The organism is Streptomyces sp. NPDC028991 (genome assembly GCF_055564775.1).
This window is the reverse complement of record NZ_JBVHVP010000001.1, coordinates 399,221-416,822: the sequence shown is the minus strand read 5'-3', so window position 1 is coordinate 416,822 and position 17,602 is coordinate 399,221. Positions and strand designations below refer to the sequence as shown.

At 72.9% G+C, this 17,602-nt stretch carries 13 protein-coding genes; 6 read left to right on the top strand and 7 right to left on the bottom strand.

Features of this window, described 5'->3' with window-relative positions; translation table 11 throughout:
- Positions 1 to 81: 81 nt before the first annotated feature.
- Positions 82 to 1,344, top strand: coding sequence for a GNAT family N-acetyltransferase (locus ACZ4V1_RS01825; RefSeq protein WP_468328076.1), 1,263 nt, complete (start codon positions 82 to 84; stop codon positions 1,342 to 1,344).
- A 259-nt stretch (positions 1,345 to 1,603) separates the two neighbouring features.
- On the opposite strand, the gene ACZ4V1_RS01820 is transcribed toward ACZ4V1_RS01825, so the two are convergent.
- The 3 genes from ACZ4V1_RS01820 to ACZ4V1_RS01810 form a co-directional block, all read right to left on the bottom strand.
- Positions 1,604 to 2,431 (bottom strand): Fpg/Nei family DNA glycosylase, encoded by an 828-nt coding sequence (locus ACZ4V1_RS01820; RefSeq protein WP_468328074.1) that lies wholly within the window; start codon positions 2,429 to 2,431, stop codon positions 1,604 to 1,606.
- 421 nt (positions 2,432 to 2,852) lie between these two features.
- Positions 2,853 to 3,338: a ribose-5-phosphate isomerase gene (locus ACZ4V1_RS01815; protein WP_468328072.1), complete on the bottom strand. Its 486-nt coding sequence runs from the start codon at positions 3,336 to 3,338 to the stop codon at positions 2,853 to 2,855.
- Positions 3,339 to 3,464: 126 nt separating this feature from the next.
- Positions 3,465 to 4,046, bottom strand: a complete 582-nt coding sequence (locus ACZ4V1_RS01810) for a biotin transporter BioY (RefSeq protein WP_468328070.1) — start codon at positions 4,044 to 4,046, stop codon at positions 3,465 to 3,467.
- Positions 4,047 to 4,376: 330 nt separating this feature from the next.
- Between ACZ4V1_RS01810 and ACZ4V1_RS01805 the strand changes: the two genes are divergently transcribed.
- Together ACZ4V1_RS01805 and ACZ4V1_RS01800 are read left to right on the top strand one after the other, a co-directional pair.
- Positions 4,377 to 5,759 (top strand): amino acid permease, encoded by a 1,383-nt coding sequence (locus ACZ4V1_RS01805; RefSeq protein ID WP_468328068.1) that lies wholly within the window; start codon positions 4,377 to 4,379, stop codon positions 5,757 to 5,759.
- A 170-nt stretch (positions 5,760 to 5,929) separates the two neighbouring features.
- The gene (locus tag ACZ4V1_RS01800) at positions 5,930 to 6,571 is read left to right on the top strand and encodes a superoxide dismutase (protein ID WP_468328066.1); all 642 of its coding nucleotides are present in this window, start codon (positions 5,930 to 5,932) and stop codon (positions 6,569 to 6,571) included.
- A 167-nt stretch (positions 6,572 to 6,738) separates the two neighbouring features.
- On the opposite strand, the gene ACZ4V1_RS01795 is transcribed toward ACZ4V1_RS01800, so the two are convergent.
- Positions 6,739 to 7,524, bottom strand: coding sequence for an SAM-dependent methyltransferase (locus ACZ4V1_RS01795; protein ID WP_468328064.1), 786 nt, complete (start codon positions 7,522 to 7,524; stop codon positions 6,739 to 6,741).
- A gap of 313 nt (positions 7,525 to 7,837) precedes the next feature.
- The gene (locus tag ACZ4V1_RS01790) at positions 7,838 to 8,476 is read right to left on the bottom strand and encodes a mycothiol-dependent nitroreductase Rv2466c family protein (RefSeq protein WP_468328062.1); all 639 of its coding nucleotides are present in this window, start codon (positions 8,474 to 8,476) and stop codon (positions 7,838 to 7,840) included.
- A 242-nt stretch (positions 8,477 to 8,718) separates the two neighbouring features.
- Here ACZ4V1_RS01790 and pepN point away from each other — a divergent pair, with 242 nt between their 5' ends.
- Both pepN and ACZ4V1_RS01780 read left to right on the top strand, forming a co-directional pair.
- Complete coding sequence (gene pepN, locus ACZ4V1_RS01785) at positions 8,719 to 11,319, top strand: aminopeptidase N (protein WP_468328060.1); 2,601 nt, start codon at positions 8,719 to 8,721, stop codon at positions 11,317 to 11,319.
- Positions 11,320 to 11,516: 197 nt separating this feature from the next.
- On the top strand, positions 11,517 to 12,593 hold the full coding sequence (locus ACZ4V1_RS01780) for a hypothetical protein (RefSeq protein ID WP_468328058.1): 1,077 nt from the start codon (positions 11,517 to 11,519) through the stop codon (positions 12,591 to 12,593).
- A 141-nt stretch (positions 12,594 to 12,734) separates the two neighbouring features.
- Here ACZ4V1_RS01780 and ACZ4V1_RS01775 read toward each other — a convergent pair whose 3' ends face one another.
- Positions 12,735 to 13,193 carry an NUDIX domain-containing protein gene (locus ACZ4V1_RS01775; protein WP_468328056.1) on the bottom strand — a complete coding sequence of 153 codons (459 nt, stop codon included), beginning with the start codon at positions 13,191 to 13,193 and terminating at the stop codon, positions 12,735 to 12,737.
- A 250-nt stretch (positions 13,194 to 13,443) separates the two neighbouring features.
- Here ACZ4V1_RS01775 and ACZ4V1_RS01770 point away from each other — a divergent pair, with 250 nt between their 5' ends.
- A complete protein-coding gene (locus ACZ4V1_RS01770; protein ID WP_468328054.1) occupies positions 13,444 to 16,752 on the top strand; it encodes a S8 family serine peptidase in 3,309 nt (1,102 codons plus the stop codon).
- Positions 16,753 to 16,821: 69 nt separating this feature from the next.
- Here ACZ4V1_RS01770 and ACZ4V1_RS01765 read toward each other — a convergent pair whose 3' ends face one another.
- Positions 16,822 to 17,601, bottom strand: coding sequence for a hypothetical protein (locus ACZ4V1_RS01765; RefSeq protein WP_468328052.1), 780 nt, complete (start codon positions 17,599 to 17,601; stop codon positions 16,822 to 16,824).
- Position 17,602: the final 1 nt, after the last annotated feature.

Sequence of the window (17,602 nt, the reverse complement as noted above, 5' to 3'; positions counted from 1 at the left end):
TGAACTTCACGAACGGCCGCCGCGCCGCAACCTGACGGAAATTGTCTCGCCCGCCCCGCACGGCCCTGGTACGCATGGTCCATGGGACGTTCCATGGGAAACGACGGCGGCGACCTGACGACCGCGCCGCGGGTACTGCGGCAGGACGAGTGGGACGAGTGGTACGGGACGCTGATCCGCGCCTTCGGCGGGGTCCCGGAGTCGGCCGAGGAGTTGGAGCTGTACAGAACTCTGACCGAGTTCGAGCGGTCGCTCGGCGTCTGGGAGGGCGACGAGTGCGTCGGGACGGCGGGGGCGTTCGCTTTCCGGATGACCGTGCCGGGCGGTGCGGAGGTGGCCGCGGCGGGCGTGACGATGGTGAGCGTCGCCGCCACGCACCGGCGGCGGGGTGTGCTGACGTCGATGATGCGGCGGCAGCTGGACGACGTACGGTCCTGGGGCGAGCCGCTGGCCGTGCTGACGGCCTCCGAACCGGCGATCTACGGCAGATTCGGGTACGGCGCCGCGACCTTCCAGATCAACGCGGAGATCGACACGAACCGGGTCCGGCTGTCGGTGCCGGACGGCACGGATGACGTACGGCTGCGGTACACGGCGCCCGCGGACGTACTCGACGCCTGCGAGGCGGTGTACGCGCGGCTGGTACCCGGACGGCCCGGGATGCTGGCCCGCCGGCCCGGCTGGGAGCGGGTGGGGCTGCTGGACCCGGAGAGCGGGCGGGAGGGCGCGTCGCCACTGCAGTGCGTGGTCGCCCGGCGGGACGGCGAAGTCACGGGGTACGCGCGGTTCCGGGTGCGGCCCGGCTGGGGGAACGAGGGGCCGGGCGGCACGGTGGTGGTGGACGACCTGGCCGGGCTGGACCCGGCGACCGAGGCGGCGCTGTGGCGCTTCCTGTTCGGCATCGACCTCACCTCGACGCTGACGGCGCGCGGGCGGCCGGTCGACGAGGCGTGGCAGCACCAGGTGTCGGACATCCGGCGGTGCCGGCCGGTGCTGCGGGACGCGTTGTACGTGCGGCTGGTGGATGTGGGGGCCGCGTTGGCGGCACGGACCTATCAGACGCCGGTGGACGTGGTGTTCGAGGTCGAGGACGCCTTCTGCCCCTGGAACGCGGGGCGTTGGCGGCTGAGCGGGGACGCGAAGGGCGCGTCCTGCGAGCGGACGTCCGACGCGGCGGATCTGGCTCTGTCCGTGCGGGAGTTGGGGGCGGCGTATCTCGGGGGCGTGGCCCTGGCCTCGCTGGGTGCGGCCGGGCGGGTGCGGGAGGTGCGGCGGGGCGCGCTGGCGGAGGCGTCGGTGGGGTTCGGGTCGCACGTCGCGCCGTGGTTGCCGCACGGGTTCTGACCGAGACGGGGACAGGGACCGGGACGGGGGCCAGGACGGGGACCGGGACATGGACCGGGACCGGGACGGGGACCAGGACGGCGACCGGGACATGGACCGGGACCGGGACCAGGACAGGGGCCGGGACAGGGGCCGGGACCGGGACCAGGACAGGGGCCGGGACAGGGGCCGGGACCGGGACCAGGACAGGGGCCGGGGCCAGGACGGGGACCGGGACCGGGGCCAGCACGCGGGGCATCGACGTCCCGGGACAGCACACCTAGCGCTGCTGGCAGGCGGGGCACCAGAAGAGGTTGCGGGCGGCGAGGTCCGCGGTGCGGATGGTCTCGCCGCAGAGGTGGCAGGGCCGGCCGGTCCGGCGGTAGACGTAGACCTCGCCGCCGTGGTCGTCGACGCGGGGCGGGCGGCCCATGGCCTCGGGGGCGTGTTCCGGGCGGACGGTGTCGATGCGGTTGTTCCTGACGCCCTCGCGCATGAGGGCGGCGAGGTCGTGCCAGATCGCGTCCCACTCGCCGGGGGTGATCTCCCGGCCCGCGCGGTACGGGTCGATGCCGTGGCGGAAGAGGACCTCGGCGCGGTAGACGTTGCCGACGCCGGCGATGACCTTCTGGTCCATGAGCAGGGCCGCGATGGTGCTGCGGCTGCGGCAGACGCGGCGGTACGCGGCTTGCGGGTCGGCGTCCGGGCGCAGGGGGTCGGGACCGAGGCGGCCGTGTATCGCCTGCTTCTCCGGGTCCGTGATCAGGGCGCAGGTGGTGGGGCCGCGGAGGTCGACGTAGGAGGTTTCGTCGGCGAGGCGGAGACGGACGGTGTCGGTGGGCGGGGGCGCCGGGGTTCCCCCGAAGGTGACCTTGCCGAAGAGGCCGAGGTGGATGTGGACCCAGTCGGCGGGCTCGGCGGCGCCGAAGCCGAGGAAGAGGTGCTTGCCGTGAGCCTCGGTGCGGGTGAGCGGCGTGCCGGTGAGGAGGGCGGCGGCGTCGGCGAACTTGCCCTGGGGGCTGGTGGCTTGCACGGCTCGCACCGGCGTGCCGGCGAACGCGGTGGCGTAGTCCTTGGCCAGCCGGTGGATCGTGTGGCCTTCTGGCAACGGGATCGTCCTTCCTGCGCTTTGCCCACTCCCCCGCCCGCCCCGGTCGGACGAGGGGCCGGACTCGTCTCGGGGCGCCGCCCGGGCGCGGCGGGGGCCGCGTCCCCCGCACCCCTGTGTGGGTTCACCCAGGCGCGCGGCCCGGTCGGCCGAGCGACGGGTGCCGCCCCGGGGCTTCCGCCCCGGCCCTGGCGGGACTGCGTCCCGCGCGTCCCTGCGGCTCGTCGTCCCGGCCTCTTCCGGGGTGGCGGGGCCGGCCCGTCCGGGTCCTGAGTCACGCGCCGTCCTGAGGCCGGGGTGCCGCAGCCCCCGGGTGGCGGGGCCACGGCCTCCCGGAGCCTGGGACCGTATGCCTGGGCGGGTTCGTTCGTCGTCCCCGGCGCTCACGCGCCCGGGGGAAACGAGGCACCTCGCGGTGGGATTACCGCCGCGGGTGGTGCGAGGGGATCGGCGGGAGGTCGCCCGTCGTTTCGTAGGACGTGAGCATGTCGATGCGGCGGACATGGCGCTCGTCGCCCGAGAACGGCGTGGCGAGGAAGGTCTCGACGAACTTCGTCGCCTCGTCCTGCGTGTGCATGCGGGCGCCGACCGCGACGACGTTGGCGTCGTTGTGCTGGCGGCCGAGGGACGCCGTCTCCTCGCTCCAGGCCAGCGCCGCGCGCACGCCCTTCACCTTGTTCGCCGCGATCTGCTCGCCGTTGCCGGAGCCGCCGATCACGACGCCGAGGGCGCCGGGGTCCGCGGCCGTCCGCTCGGCGGCGCGGAGGCAGAAGGGCGGGTAGTCGTCCTGGGCGTCGTAGATGTGCGGGCCGCAGTCGACGGGCTCGTGGCCCGCCGCCTCGAGCCACTCGACGAGATGGTTCTTGAGTTCGTAGCCCGCATGGTCGGAGCCGAGATACACGCGCATGGGTTGAGTGTGACACGGGGGTCACAGGGCGGCAGCGCCGGGTGTCGGGTCTGAAGAGAGCACGTGAACCCCCCCCCCGCGACCTCGCAGCCGGCCCTGACGAAGCCCCCGGGGCCTGCCGCGGCTCTACCGCTTGTCGACCAGCTTCCAGGCGGTGGGCAGCACGCCCATCGCCAGGGCCGCCTTCAGGGCGTCCCCGATCAGGAACGGGGTGAGGCCGGCCGCGATCGCCGCGGTGAGGGACATGTCGGCGGCGAGGGCCAGGTACGGGACGCCGACGGCGTAGATGATCGCCTCGCCGACCAGCATCGTGCCGGCCATGCGGAGCATCGAACGGTCCGCGCCGCGGCGGGCCAGGGCGCCCACGACGGTGGCGGCGAGCAGCATGCCGAAGACGTAGCCGAGGGACGGGGCACCGGTGCCGGAGCCGCCCTCCGCGAACCACGGCACGCCGGCCATGCCGACCAGCGCGTACAGCGCGAGCGAGAGGAGGCCGCGACGGGCGCCGAGCGAGGTGCCCACCAGCAGCGCCGCGAAGGTCTGGCCGGTCACCGGCACCGGGGAGCCCGGCACGGGCACCGCGATCTGGGCCGCGACGCCGACGAGCGCGGCACCGCCGGCCACCAGCGCGACATCCCGGACTCGGGAGGAGGGGAGGAGGTCGGCGAGGACCTGCCCGGTGCGGGCGGGAACGGCAGCGGTGCTCATGGGGACTCCGCGGTGGTGTGGACATGTCGGGACACCGCGACGCTATCCCAGCGGGTCGGACCCGATCACCAGCAGCGCTCGACAAAGGCTCGATCGGCGGCTTGGTGGGCTCCCGACAAAGGACACCGGATACACGTGGTTCCACGTGACACCGGTCACCGAGGCGGAGAGGCGCGCGTCACCGGAAGCGGAGTGGCGCATTCGGACGATCACGTTCCGTATTGGGACCGTCCGCATCGTGGGCAACCGCTGTCGCCGACCGGCACGAGACCGGAGACTGTGGGCGTTTTTGCCCTGCCCCCGCCCCCCACGCATCGGACGAGCCGCTCCATGTCCAACAGCACCACCACCGGCACTCCGCCGCAGTCGGACGACGCCACCCTCTCCCACGGCCTCAAGCAGCGCCACCTGTCGATGATCGCCCTCGGCGGTGTGATCGGCGCCGGGCTGTTCGTGGGCTCCGGGGCCGGTATCGCCGCCGCAGGCCCGTCGATCGTCCTCGCCTACACCCTCTCCGGTCTCCTCGTGATGCTGGTGATGCGGATGCTGGGCGAGATGTCGGCCGCCTATCCGTCGTCGGGTTCCTTCTCCGCGCACGCCGAGCGGGCCCTCGGCCCCTGGGCCGGCTTCACCGCGGGCTGGGCCTTCTGGGTGCTGCTGTGCACGGCCGTCGGGCTGGAGGGCATCGGCGCGGCGCAGATCGTCCACGGCTGGCTGCCGGGCACGCCCGAGTGGGCGTGGGTGGCGCTGTTCATGGTGGTGTTCTGCGGGACGAACCTGGCCGCCGTGAAGAACTTCGGCGAGTTCGAGTTCTGGTTCGCCGCCCTCAAGGTCGGCGCCATCTCGCTGTTCCTGGTGCTGGGCGTGCTGGCGATCGCCGGGGCCCTGCCGGGCACCGACTCCCCCGGCACCTCGCACCTGACCGACTTCCTGCCGAACGGCGGAAACGGTCTGATCATCGGCCTGCTCGCCTCCGTGTTCGCCTACGGCGGCCTGGAGACGGTGACCATCGCGGCGGCCGAGTCGGAGAACCCGGTCAAGGGTGTGGCGAGCGCCGTGCGGACGGCGATGTGGCGGATCGCGCTGTTCTACATCGGCTCGATGGCGGTCATCGTCACCCTGGTCCCCTGGGACTCCGCGGAGGTCGTGGAGAAGGGCCCGTACGTCGCCGCCCTCGACGAACTCGGCATCCCGGGCGCCGGGCAGCTCATGAACGTCGTCGTGCTGGTCGCGCTGCTGAGCGCGATGAACGCCAACATCTACGGCGCCTCCCGCATCGGCTACTCGCTGGTCGAGCGCGGTCAGGGCCCGAAGGCGCTGGGCCGGGTGTCGGGCGGGGTGCCGCGGGTCGCGGTGCTCGTCTCCTCCCTCTTCGGCTTCGGCTGCGTGCTGCTCAGCTACTGGCGTCCGGACGACGTCTTCTCCTGGCTGCTGAACATGATCGGCGCGGTCATCCTGGTCGTCTGGATCTTCATCGCCGTCTCCCAGCTGCGGCTGCGCCGCCGGCTGGAGCGGGAGGCGCCCGGGAAACTGGTCGTGCGCATGTGGGGCTTCCCCTGGCTGACGTGGGTGGCGCTGGCGGGCATGGTCACGGTGTTCGTGCTGATGGCCCGCGAGCCCGACACCCGGGTGCAGTTGTACTCGACGGGCGCCATGACGCTGGTTCTGGCCGCCGTCGGCTACGCCCGGCAGCGGCGGCGGGTGCGCGGCTAGCCGCCACCCCGACGCCCTCGGAGGGCCCCCGCACGGAGACGGATCCGTACGGGGGCCCTTTCGTGTGCCTCCCCCCGGCACGCCCGTCCGCCCTCCGGCCCACCGGAGCACTCTTGCTGCTAGCGTGCACTTGCAAGCCTTTTGCAATAAGAGGTCGGAGGGGATCCGCCATGCCCGTCTACACACTTCCTGAACTGCCGTACGACTACTCCGCGCTGGCCCCCGTGATCAGCCCCGAGATCATCGAGCTGCACCACGACAAGCACCACGCCGCCTATGTGAAGGGCGCCAACGACACGCTGGAACAGCTCGCCGAGGCGCGGGACAAGGAGACGTGGGGTTCGGTCAACGTCCTGGAGAAGAACCTGGCCTTCCACCTCTCCGGGCACATCCTGCACTCGATCTACTGGCACAACATGACCGGTGACGGCGGCGGCGAGCCGCTGGAGGCGGACGGCGTGGGCGAGCTGGCCGACGCGATCGCCGAGTCGTTCGGCTCCTTCGCCGGCTTCAAGGCGCAGCTGACCAAGGCCGCCGCGACCACGCAGGGCTCCGGCTGGGGCGTGCTGGCGTACGAACCGCTGAGCGGTCGCCTGATCGTCGAGCAGGTCTACGACCACCAGGGCAACGTCGGCCAGGGCGCCACCCCGATCCTGGTCTTCGACGCCTGGGAGCACGCCTTCTACCTCCAGTACAGGAACCAGAAGGTCGACTTCATCGACGCCATGTGGGCCGTCGTCAACTGGCAGGACGTGGCGAAGCGCTACGAGGCCGCCAAGTCCCGTACGAACACGCTGCTGCTGGCGCCCTGAGCTCCTGAGCCCCTGAGCCCCTGAGCCCCTGAGCCCCTGAGACGTCCTGCCTCGTGATCGTCTTCTCACCCTTCACGGCGGCAGGCGGATGAAGGAAAGCCCCCGCGAGGACGTGACTCGCGGGGGCTTTCCGTACGGCCGGGAAGGCCAGGGCTTGTCAGGGCTTGTCAGGGCTTGCGGGCGAGGCCGCCGTGCTGGCCGATCGGCCGCGGGGCCGTGCCGTCCGGGGACGGTTCCGGCCGCCACAGCGGGACGGACACGACGCCGGGGCCGACCGGTTCGAGCCCTTCGAAGTACGCCTCGATCTGCTCGACCGGGCGCAGGAAGTACGGGACGGCCCCGGTCTCGTTGTAGCCGTCCTGGGCCGCCTCGTAGTCCGGGTCGGTGCCGCGGGAGCCGTCGTTGACGCACAGGTAGCTGCCGGAGGGCAGCCCGGCCATCAGGCGGCGGACCAGGTCACGGGCCTTCTCGTGGTCGGCGACGTGACCGAGGATGCCGCTGAGGACGAGGGCGGTGGGCCGGGTGGGGTCGAGGGTGCGGTCGGCCGCTTCGAGGATGCGCTCCGGCTCGAAGAGGCTCATGTCCTCGTAGGCGGTGACGCCCTCGGGAGTGGAGGTGAGCAGGGCACGGGCGTGCGCGAGGACCAGCGGGTCGTTGTCGACGTAGACGATCCGTGCCTCGGGGGCGTACCGCTGGGCGACCTCGTGGGTGTTGTCGACGGTCGGCAGCCCGGTGCCGACGTCCAGGAACTGGCGTACGCCCGCCTCCAGCACCAGGTACCGGATGGCACGGCCGAGGAAGGCGCGGCTGCTGCGGGCGATGGTGACGATGCCGGGGAAGACGGCGGTGTAGGCGTCACCGGCCGCCTCGTCCACGGGGTAGTTGTCCTTGCCGCCCAGCCAGTAGTTCCAGATCCGCGCCGAGTGCGGCACAGAGGTGTCGATCTCCGTCATCGGGTCTCCGTCACGAGGTCTTCGTCAGGTGTGCTGTACGCCGCCGGGGTCGTCTTGGCGAGCGTACGGCTCCGGGGACCGGCGCGCGCGTCCGGGACCCAATCACCGGTCTGGGGCGGCGCGTTCACCGGCGCGCGGCGTCGTACCACCGGCGCGTACCTGCCCCGCGCGCCGTACGGCCCCCGGCGCTGCGACGTCACCGGCTGCCCGCGCCTTCGGCGCCGGGACCGGCAGCGCGTCGGCGGCCTGCCGCCGGAGAGGTTCCGGAGGCAGGCCGCCGACGGGGAGGAGTGACCACCGGGGGCCGGGACTCCTACAGGTTGCTGAAGTCCGGGCCCTTGGTGCGGGTGCGCTTGATCTCGTAGAAGCCGGGGACCGAGGCGACCGCGAGGGTGCCGTCCCAGAGCTTGGCGGCGTCCTCGCCCTTGGGGGCCGGGGTGACGACCGGGCCGAAGAAGGCGAGCTGCTCGCCGTCGGCGCCCGGGACGGCGATGACCGGGGTGCCGACCTCCTGGCCGACCTTGTCGATGCCCTCCTTGTGGGAGGCGCGCAGCTGGGGCTCGTAGGGGGTGGAGTCCCAGTGGTCCATGAGCGACTCGGGCAGGCCGACGTCCTTCAGGGCGGCGGCCACCGTCTCCTTCTCCGGGCCCTCGCCCTGGTTGTGGAAGCGGGTGCCGAGCGCCGTGTAGAGGTCGCCGAGGATCTGCGAGCCGTGCTCCTCCTGGGCGGCGATGACGACCCGGACCGGCCCCCAGGCCTTGGTCCGGAGCATCTCCCGGTAGTCCTCGGGCAGCTCGTCGATCTTGTCCTCGTTCAGGACGGCCAGGCTCATCACATGCCAGCGGACCTCGATGTCCCGGACCTTCTCCACTTCCAGGACCCAGCGGGAGGTCATCCAGGCCCAGGGGCACAGCGGGTCGAACCAGAAGTCGACGGGCGTCTTCTCCGACATGTCTCTCCTCATGAGGCGGCGCAACGGAGCGTTCCTCCGGAGAACCGGCCGGCCGCTCCGGCCATTCCCGACCCGCCCGGCCATTCCCGGCCCGCCCCGCCGCTCCCGGCCCGCCCCGCCGCTCAACGGCCCGCCCCGCCGCTCAACGGCCCGCCCGGCCGTTCCCGGCTGCCGCGCGTCAGGGGCACATGGCAGGATCGGTGCTGTCCGCATACTGAACACCACCCCAGGGAGTACCGCCCGTGCCCGGTGAGAATCTGTCCCGCGACGAGGCCCGGGAGCGGGCCGCCCTGCTCTCCGTCGACGGGTACGAGGTGTCCCTCGACGTGCGCTCGGCCACCGGTGAGGCGGAGGGCGACGGTCCGCGCACCTTCCGCTCGGTCACCACGATCCGCTTCCGCTGCAACGAGCCCGGCGCGAGCAGCTTCGCCGACCTGATCGCGCCGAGCGTGACCGCCGTGTCCCTGAACGGCCGGGACCTCGATCCGAGCGAGGTCTTCGACGGCGCCCGGATCGCCCTGGAGGACCTGGCCGCCGAGAACGAGCTGGTCGTCGACGCCCGGTGCGCGTACTCCCGTACCGGCGAGGGCCTGCACCGCTTCGTCGACCCCGAGGACGGCGAGGTCTACCTCTACACCCAGTACGAGCCGGCCGACTCGCGCCGGGTCTTCGCGGGCTTCGAGCAGCCGGACCTCAAGGCGCCGTTCCGCTTCGAGGTGCGGGCGCCCGAGGAGTGGACGGTGTGGAGCAACGGCGCCGGCGAGCGCGCCGACGGGGTCTGGCGGTTCGCGGAGACCAAGCCGATCTCGACGTACATCACGTGCGTCGTGGCGGGCCCGTACCACTACGTGACGGACTCCTATGAGCGTGTGTTCGAGGACGGCACGCGGCTGGAGATCCCGCTCGGCGCCCTGTGCCGCAAGGGCCTGGCGCCCCACTTCGACGCGGACGACGTCTTCCTGGTCACCAAGCAGGGCCTGGACTTCTTCCACGACCACTTCGACTACCCGTACCCGTTCGGGAAGTACGACCAGGCGTTCGTGCCCGAGTACAACCTCGGCGCGATGGAGAACCCGGGACTGGTCACCTTCCAGGAGGAGTTCATCTTCCGGGGCAAGGTGACGCGGGCGTCGTACGAGGGCCGCGCCAACGTGATCCTGCACGAGATGGCGCACATGTGGTTCGGCGACCTGGTCACCATGGAGTGGTGGGACGACCTGTGGCTCAAGGAGTCCTTCGCCGACTTCATGGGCGCCTTCTCGCTGGTCGGCGCGACCCGCTTCACCGACGGCTGGATCACCTTCGCCAACCGCCGCAAGGCCTGGGCCTACCGCGCCGACCAGCTGCCCTCCACGCACCCGATCACCGCCGACATCCGCGACCTCCAGGACGCCAAGCTCAACTTCGACGGCATCACGTACGCGAAGGGCGCCTCGGTACTCAAGCAGCTGGTGGCGTACGTCGGCCGGGACGCGTTCCTCGAGGGCGCGCGGCGCTACTTCAAGCGGCACGCGTACGGCAACACGCGCCTCGGTGACCTGCTGTCGGTGCTGGAGGAGACCAGCGGGCGGGACATGGCCGCCTGGTCGCGTGCGTGGCTGCAGACGGCGGGCGTCAACTCCCTCACCCCGCAGGTGCTCTTGGATGCCGGGGGAAGGATCGACGAGCTGGCGATCGTGCAGGAGGCCGCGGAGTCGCATCCCGAACTGCGCCCGCACCGGGTGGCGGTGGGCCTGTACCGGCACACGGACGCCGGTGCCCTGGAGCGGTACGCGCAGGCCGAGACGGACGTCGACGGGGCGCGTACGGTCGTGGCGGAGCTGGCGGGCGCGGAGGCGCCGGAGCTGGTGCTGGTCAACGACGACGACCTGACGTACTGCAAGACCCGCTTCGACGAGACCTCGCTGGCGGCGCTCCGGCACGGACTGGGTGACCTCACCGACCCACTGGCGCGCGCCCTGTGCTGGTCGGCGCTGTGGAACATGACGCGGGACGCGTTGCTGCCGGCCCGGGAGTTCATCGACCTGGTGCTGCGGTTCGGGGGCCGCGAGTCCGACATCGGTGTGCTGCAGATGCTGCAGGCCTGGGCGGAGTCGGCCGCCGTGCGCTACACCGCGCCCGAGCACCGGGAGCGGGCCGGCCGCCGGCTCGCCGAGGGTGCCTCGCTCCAGCTGTACGCCGCCGAGGCGGGCAGCGAGCACCAGCTGGCGTGGGCGAGGTTCTTCGCCCGCGTGGCCGACGCGCCGGCCGACTTCGAGCTGCTGGCCTCGCTGCTGGACGGCACGGTGTCGCTGCCGGGGCTACAGGTGGACCAGGAGCTGCGCTGGGCGTTCCTGGCGCCGCTCGCGGCGCACGGGGTGGCGGACGAGAAGGCGCTGGACGAGGAGCTGGCCCGGGACGACACGGCCTCCGGCAAGCGCCACCATGTGCGCTGTCTGGCGGCCCGCCCGTCGGCGGCGGTCAAGGCGCAGGCCTGGGCGCAGGTAGTGGAGTCGGACGCGCTGTCGAACGCCCTGGTGGAGGCGACCATCGCGGGCTTCGCGCAGGCCTCTCAGCGCGAGCTGATCGCGCCGTACGCCGAGAAGTACTTCGCGGCGATCGAGCGGGTGTGGGCCGAGCGGTCCATCCAGATCGGGATGGACGTGGTCCAGGGCCTGTTCCCGTCCCTGCGGGACTCCCGGGACACCCTCGAGGCGGCGGACGCGTGGCTGTCCGCGCACGAGGGTGCCGCGCCCGCGCTGCGCCGGCTGGTGCTGGAGGCGCGGGACGACCTGGCGCGGGCGCTGCGGGGCCAGGCGTGCGACGCGGCGGCGGCAGGCCGCCAGACCTCGCCCGCACTCTGACCTCTGGCCAAAGATCTGGCGTTCCGTCATCGTTACGGAATTCTGTCGACGGCAGCCGTAACCCCTGGTCCCCACCTCGGCGGACCAGGGGTTTTCGGCATCCGAACACCCGTCCTTTAGGGCGAGCTTGTCCGGGTTTGGCGATGGACTTGTAACAGCGGTTAAGGGACGGATCGGACGCGGGAAAGTCCCCGGTCATGACGCACAACACCCCGCTCTCCCCCCGCCCGCTCCACCACCTGGCCGACGGCCGGCGCCGGCTGATGACGGCCGCTCAGTTGCGGGCCCACGGTGTCTCCGCCGCCGAGACCGACGAGCAGTGCCGGCCCGGGGGCCCCTGGCAGCAGCTCCTCCCGAACGTCGTCCTGCTCCACCCGGGTCCGCCGACCAGTGAGGAGCGCCTGCACGCGGTGCTGCTGTACGCGGCGCGGGAGCGGTCCGCCGGCGCGAACGGCGGCGCCCGTGCCGGCCTCGCCCCCTCCGTGCCGGTCCAGCCGGGCGGGGAGGAGAAGCCCGCGCCCGCCTACGCGGAGGCGATGATCACGGGCCTGGCGGCGCTGACGCTGCACGGTTTCTCCGCCGCTCCCCCGCTGACGTCCCTGGACGCCATCGACGTCCTGGTCCCGAGACTGCGCCGGCTGCGGACGACGGGCTGCGCGCGGATCGTCCGCACGACCGCGCTGCCCACCGCCACGCAGGTCACCGGGGTGCCGGTGGCGCCGGTGGCGCGGGCCCTGGCCGACGCGGTGGCGGAGCTGACGGACGCGGGCGCGGTCCGCCGGCTGCTGACGGAGGCGGTGCGCGGCGGGCACTGCGAACCGGCTGCCGTGGTGCGGGAGCTGAACCGGGCCCGGCTGCTCAGCCGCCCGCACGTGGTCGACGCGGTGGACTCGCTGGTCGCGGAGGGGCGGGCGCTGGCCGAGCAGCGTCTGTACCGGATGGTGCGCGAGCACGGCCTGCCGGAACCGGTCTGGAACGTCGACCTGCGCCTGCCCGGCGGCCCCCACCTCGGCGGCGTCGACGCCTTCTGGCCCGAGCACTCGGTGGCGCTGGAGCTGGACACCCGCGCCTGCCGGCAGCGGGAGGACGACGCGGTCTGGGCGGAATACGCCCGCAGGCGCGAGCACTTGGAACGACTCGGCATCACGGTCGTGCACCTCACGCCGCGCAAGCTGCGGGACTGCCCGGAGCACCAGGCGGCCGTCGTCCGTACGGCGTTGATGGCGGCCGGGGACCGGGAACCCGCCGCCTATGTCGTGGTGTTGCCCCGGTAGTGACGGACCGGGGCAACACCAGGAGGGGAGAGGAGGGGCCGCGGGGCACGACGCCCGGCGGCCCCTCCTCGCGTCCCCGGGGCGAATCTCCGGCCCACGCCCCCGGTCCCCTTTCGGCCCGCGCCCCGCGACGGCCCCCGCTCACCGCCCCGCGGGCGGCCGCTCCCGCCACAGCCGCAGCCCGGCGTCGACCAGCGGCACCCTGGTCAGGCCGGGTACGGCGGTCAGGTCCTGCCAGGCCGCCAGGTCCGTGGAGCCGCCGACCTCGAACCGCAGCTCACCGCCGGTGACCCGGACCTCGTAGAGGAGCTGTACGGCGTGATGGTCGACGGTTCGCCGCAGCAGCCCTCCGAGTCCGGCGCGGCTCGGGCGGGTGGCGCGGTGGGAGCCGACGCCGAGCAGGGCGGTGGGCTCGACGCGGTAGCCGGTCTCCTCCTCGGCCTCGCGCACGACGGTGTCGTGGGGATCCTCGCCGTGTTCCGTGCCGCCGCCCGGCAGCACCCACTCGGGGACCCCGCCGGGGCCCGGGGACCGGGCGAGCAGGACCCGTCCGTCGCGAACGCATATGGCGTAGGCCGCCACCCTCAGCTTTCGGCGCACTCCGAGACGTTAGCCCGCCGGGCGCGGGGTGCGGCGCGGCTCACAGGATTGTCACAGGCCGCCCCTTGTGTCCCCGATGGCGTATGGCGGAAGTACGCCATGGCTCCATCCCGCCCCGGACAACTCTCCCCAAACAGTGAACCCTTGCGTAAAGCTGAGCGGTCGTCCGGGATCGGATTCCGGACTGCCGCGGCCAGGACCGATCGGCCCCGGTCGTTCACGCACGTTCCTTTACCTACAAGGGATGCCGATGACCCACACCCCCCAGCGCGAACCGATACCGGGCGCGAGACGCGCGGCCCGCGTCGCCGTGGCCACGGGCCTCGCCGCCGCGCTCTGCGCCGTCGGACCGATACCCATGGCGCTGGCCGCCGACGGTCCGGGTACCACTCCCCCCGTCGACGCACCCGCCGACGCCTCCGTCAAGTCCGCCCACGACAAGCTCGGTTCGGACGACGCGGACCTGCTCGCCGAGGCGAAGGCCGACGGCACGAAGAACGTCACGATGATGGTCGCCACCGCGCCGGGCCAGACCGAGCAGGTGGCGAAGAAGCTGGACGCGGTCGGCGGCGGCACCGTCGGCCGGACCTACGACGAGCTCGGCTACGTCCGCGCCACCGTGCCCACCGCCAAGGCGGACTCGGCCATCGCCGCCGCCACCAGGCTCTCCTCCGTGCACGGCATCGACCTGCGCGACGAGATCCCGCTGGACGACCCGACGCCGGGCGCCGACCGGGCGAAGGGCGGCGAACACCACAAGGGCCGCACCTACCCGGCGCCGGACCGCCGGACCCCCGCCGAGAACCCGTACAACCCGTCCTTCGAGACGGGCGCCGTCGACTTCGTGAAGAAGTACCCGAAGGCGGACGGCCGCGGCATCACCATCGGCATCCTCGACTCGGGCGTCGACCTCGCCCACCCGGCGCTGCAGAAGACCACCACCGGCGAGCGCAAGATCGTCGACTGGGTCACCGCGACCGACCCCGTCGTCGACGGCGACCGGACCTGGCGCCCGATGCTCACCTCCGTCTCCGGGCCGACCTTCACCTTCGGCGGCGAGACCTGGACGGCGCCCGCGGGCTCGTACCAGGTGAGCACCTTCCTGGAGTCGTACACCACCGGCGGTGACGCCGCGGGTGACGCCAACCGCGACGGCGACACCACCGACTCCTGGGGCGTCCTGTACGACAAGGCGGCCGGCACGGTCCGCGTCGACCTGAACGACAACCACGACTTCGCCGACGACACCCCGATGAAGCCCTACAAGGACGGCTTCCAGATCGGGTACTTCGGCACCGACGACCCGAAGACGGACGTGGCCGAGCGCCAGCCGTTCGTCGTCGAGATCCGCGAGGACGTCGTCCACAACGCGGCCGGTGCGAAGGCCGACTTCGTCAACATCGGCGTCATCGAGGGTTCGCACGGCTCGCACGTGGCCGGCCTCGCCGCCGCCAACGGCCTGTTCGGCGGCCGGATGGACGGTGCGGCCCCGGGCGCAAAGATCGTCTCCTCCCGCGCCTGCACCTGGAGCGGCGGCTGCACCAACGTCGCGCTCACCGAAGGCATGATCGACCTCGTCGTCAACCGCGGCGTCGACATCGTCAACATGTCGATCGGCGGGCTCCCCGCCCTCAACGACGGCAACAACGCGCGCGCCGAGCTCTACACGCGGCTCATCGACACCTACGGCGTCCAGCTGGTGATCTCCGCGGGCAACTCCGGCCCCGGCGCCAACACCATCGGCGACCCGTCGCTGGCCGACAAGGTCATCTCCGTCGGCGCGTCCATCTCGCGCGAGACGTGGGCCGCCAACTACGGCTCCGCGGTGAAGAAGAAGTACCAGATGATGCCGTTCTCCTCGCGCGGCCCGCGTGAGGACGGCGGCTTCACCCCGACGCTCACCGCGCCCGGCGCGGCCGTCAACACCATCCAGACCTGGGTGCCCGGCGCCCCGGTCCCCGAGGCGGGCTACGACCTCCCGGCCGGCTACGGCATGCTCCAGGGCACCTCGATGGCCTCCCCGCAGGCCGCCGGCGCCTCGGCGCTGCTGCTGTCGGCCGCGAAGCAGGCGGACATCGACCTGACCCCGGCGAAGCTGCGCACGGCGCTCACCTCCACCGCCGACCACATCAGGGGTGTGCAGGCGTACGAGGAGGGCGCGGGTCTGATCAACATCCCCGACGCCTGGCGCGCGGTCCGCAAGGGCGCCACCGCCCACGAGTACACGGTGAAGGCGCCGGTCGACACGGCGATCGACCAGTTCCTGGAAACCCCGGGCTTCGGCACCGGCCTCTACGACCGCGAGGGCGGCCTGGAGGCGGGCGAGCGCAAGACGTACGAGATCACGCTGACCCGTACGTCCGGCGCGGACCGGGCGGTCCGGCACGAGCTGCACTTCGAGAACAACGCCGACCGCACCTTCCGGATCGTCGGCTCCGACGAGGTGCGGCTGCCGCTGAACGAGCCGGTGACCGTCAAGGTGCAGGCGAAGCCGCGCTCCGAGGGCATCAAGAGCGCGATGCTCGAGGTCGACGACCCGCGCACCGAGGGCACCGACAAGCTGGTCCTCACCACGGTCGTGGCCTCGGCCCCGCTGGAGTACGACTTCTCCGCGAGGAACTCCGTGCAGCGCAACAGCACCGAGTCGTACTTCGTGACCGTCCCCGAGGGCGCCAAGGCGCTGGAGGTGGCGATGAGCGGGCTGAAGGGTGGGAGCCAGACCCGGTTCATCGCCATCCACCCGTACGGCGTCCCGGTCGACAACACCTCCACGCCGTACTGCTACAACAACTACCTCGACGGCAACGGCTGCCGCCCCGACGTGCGTTCGTACACCGACCCGCAGCCCGGTGTCTGGGAGATCGAGGTCGAGTCGCGGCGCACCTCGCCGCTGCTGGACAACCCGTACGAGCTGGACGTCACCGTCCTCGGCGCGGCCTTCGACCCGGAGGTCGTCACCGTGCCCGAGGCCCAGGTCGGCACCCCGGCCGCCGCCTCCTGGAAGGTGACGAACCAGTACGGCCCGATCGACGGCAAGCTCGTCGGCGGCCCGCTCGGCTCGGCCGAGACGTCCCGCCCCACGATCGAGCAGGGCGCGACGGCCACCTCCACGGTCGAGGTGCCCGAGGGCGCCACGTCGCTCGACGTGACCATCGGGGGCGTCTCCGACGCCGCCTCCGACCTGGACCTGACGGTCTACGGCAAGGACGGCAACGTCGTCGGCCAGTCCGCCGACGGCGACTCGGAGGAGTCGGTCTCCGTGCCGAAGCCGGCCGCCGGCGCCTACACCGTCGAGGTCGTGGGCTACTCGGTGCCGTCGGGCAGCACGGAGTACGACTACCGGGACGTGTACTTCGCCGCGTCCCTCGGCTCGGTCACCGTGGACGGCTCGGCGCCGGTGAAGCTGGGCACGGGCGACTCGGCGACGGTCTCCGGCAGCGTCACGGCGCTGGCCGCCGCTCCGGAGGGCCGTGAGTTCTTCGGCCGGGTCCAGCTGGTGAACGCCCACGGCACGGCCGCGGGCCTCGGCAGCGTACGGATCGGGAAGGTCGTGCCGTAGTCCGGTGCGGTACGCGGGAGGGGCGGGCGCTCCGCGGGGTGCCCGCCCCTTCCGGCTGCCCGCGGGAGGTCAGTGGCAGGTGAGGGTGCGGGACTCGGGGAGGGACGCGGTGATCCGGGCGCGGGCGGTGGCGATGTCCCGCTCACCCGTGATCACCGTGTCCGGGGTGGGCCGGTCCCGCGGGATGCCGACCAGCACCCGGTCGCCGGGGCTGAGCCGGGCGGTGGCGTCGTCCAGGACGAAGGTCGTCCGCTCGGGGGCCCCCTCCGGCCCGCCGGTTCCTCCGACGCCCTTCTCCGGCTGGTACGAGCGGGTCACCTCGAGCGTGACCCGGTGCCGCGCGGCCGCCGGCACCGGTTCGGCGCCGGTCACCGTGCCCTCGGCGACCAGGCGGGCGCAGGCGAGGTAGCGGGGGGTGCCGAAGACCGGCCCGGCCTCCCGCGCGGGTGCGGAGCGGTCCTGCTCGGCGCCGGCCACCGCCTTGCCGCTCGCCGCGTCGTCCGCGGTACCGCTCGCGCCCCGCACCACCAGCCACCCCAGCCCCACCACCACGACACCCGCGCACGCCGCCGCGAGGACGCCCAGGGTGACGCGGAGCGGACGGCGCCGGGGGCGGTGCACGGGCGTGCGCGGCGCCGTCCCGGCGGCCCGCGGCTCGGGGAGCGGTTCGGGGGGCGGCTCGCTCAGGGCGCGTCCGAGGACGTCCAGCTGCTCCCGCAGCAGCGCCACGTCGGCCGCCGCCGACCGGTACTCGGCATCGGCGTCCGCGCCCGCCCCGGGCGGCGGCGGTTCGCCCGTGATCGCGGCCATCAGCGCGTCGTGCCCACCGGGATGCCGTTCGGCGGCCATC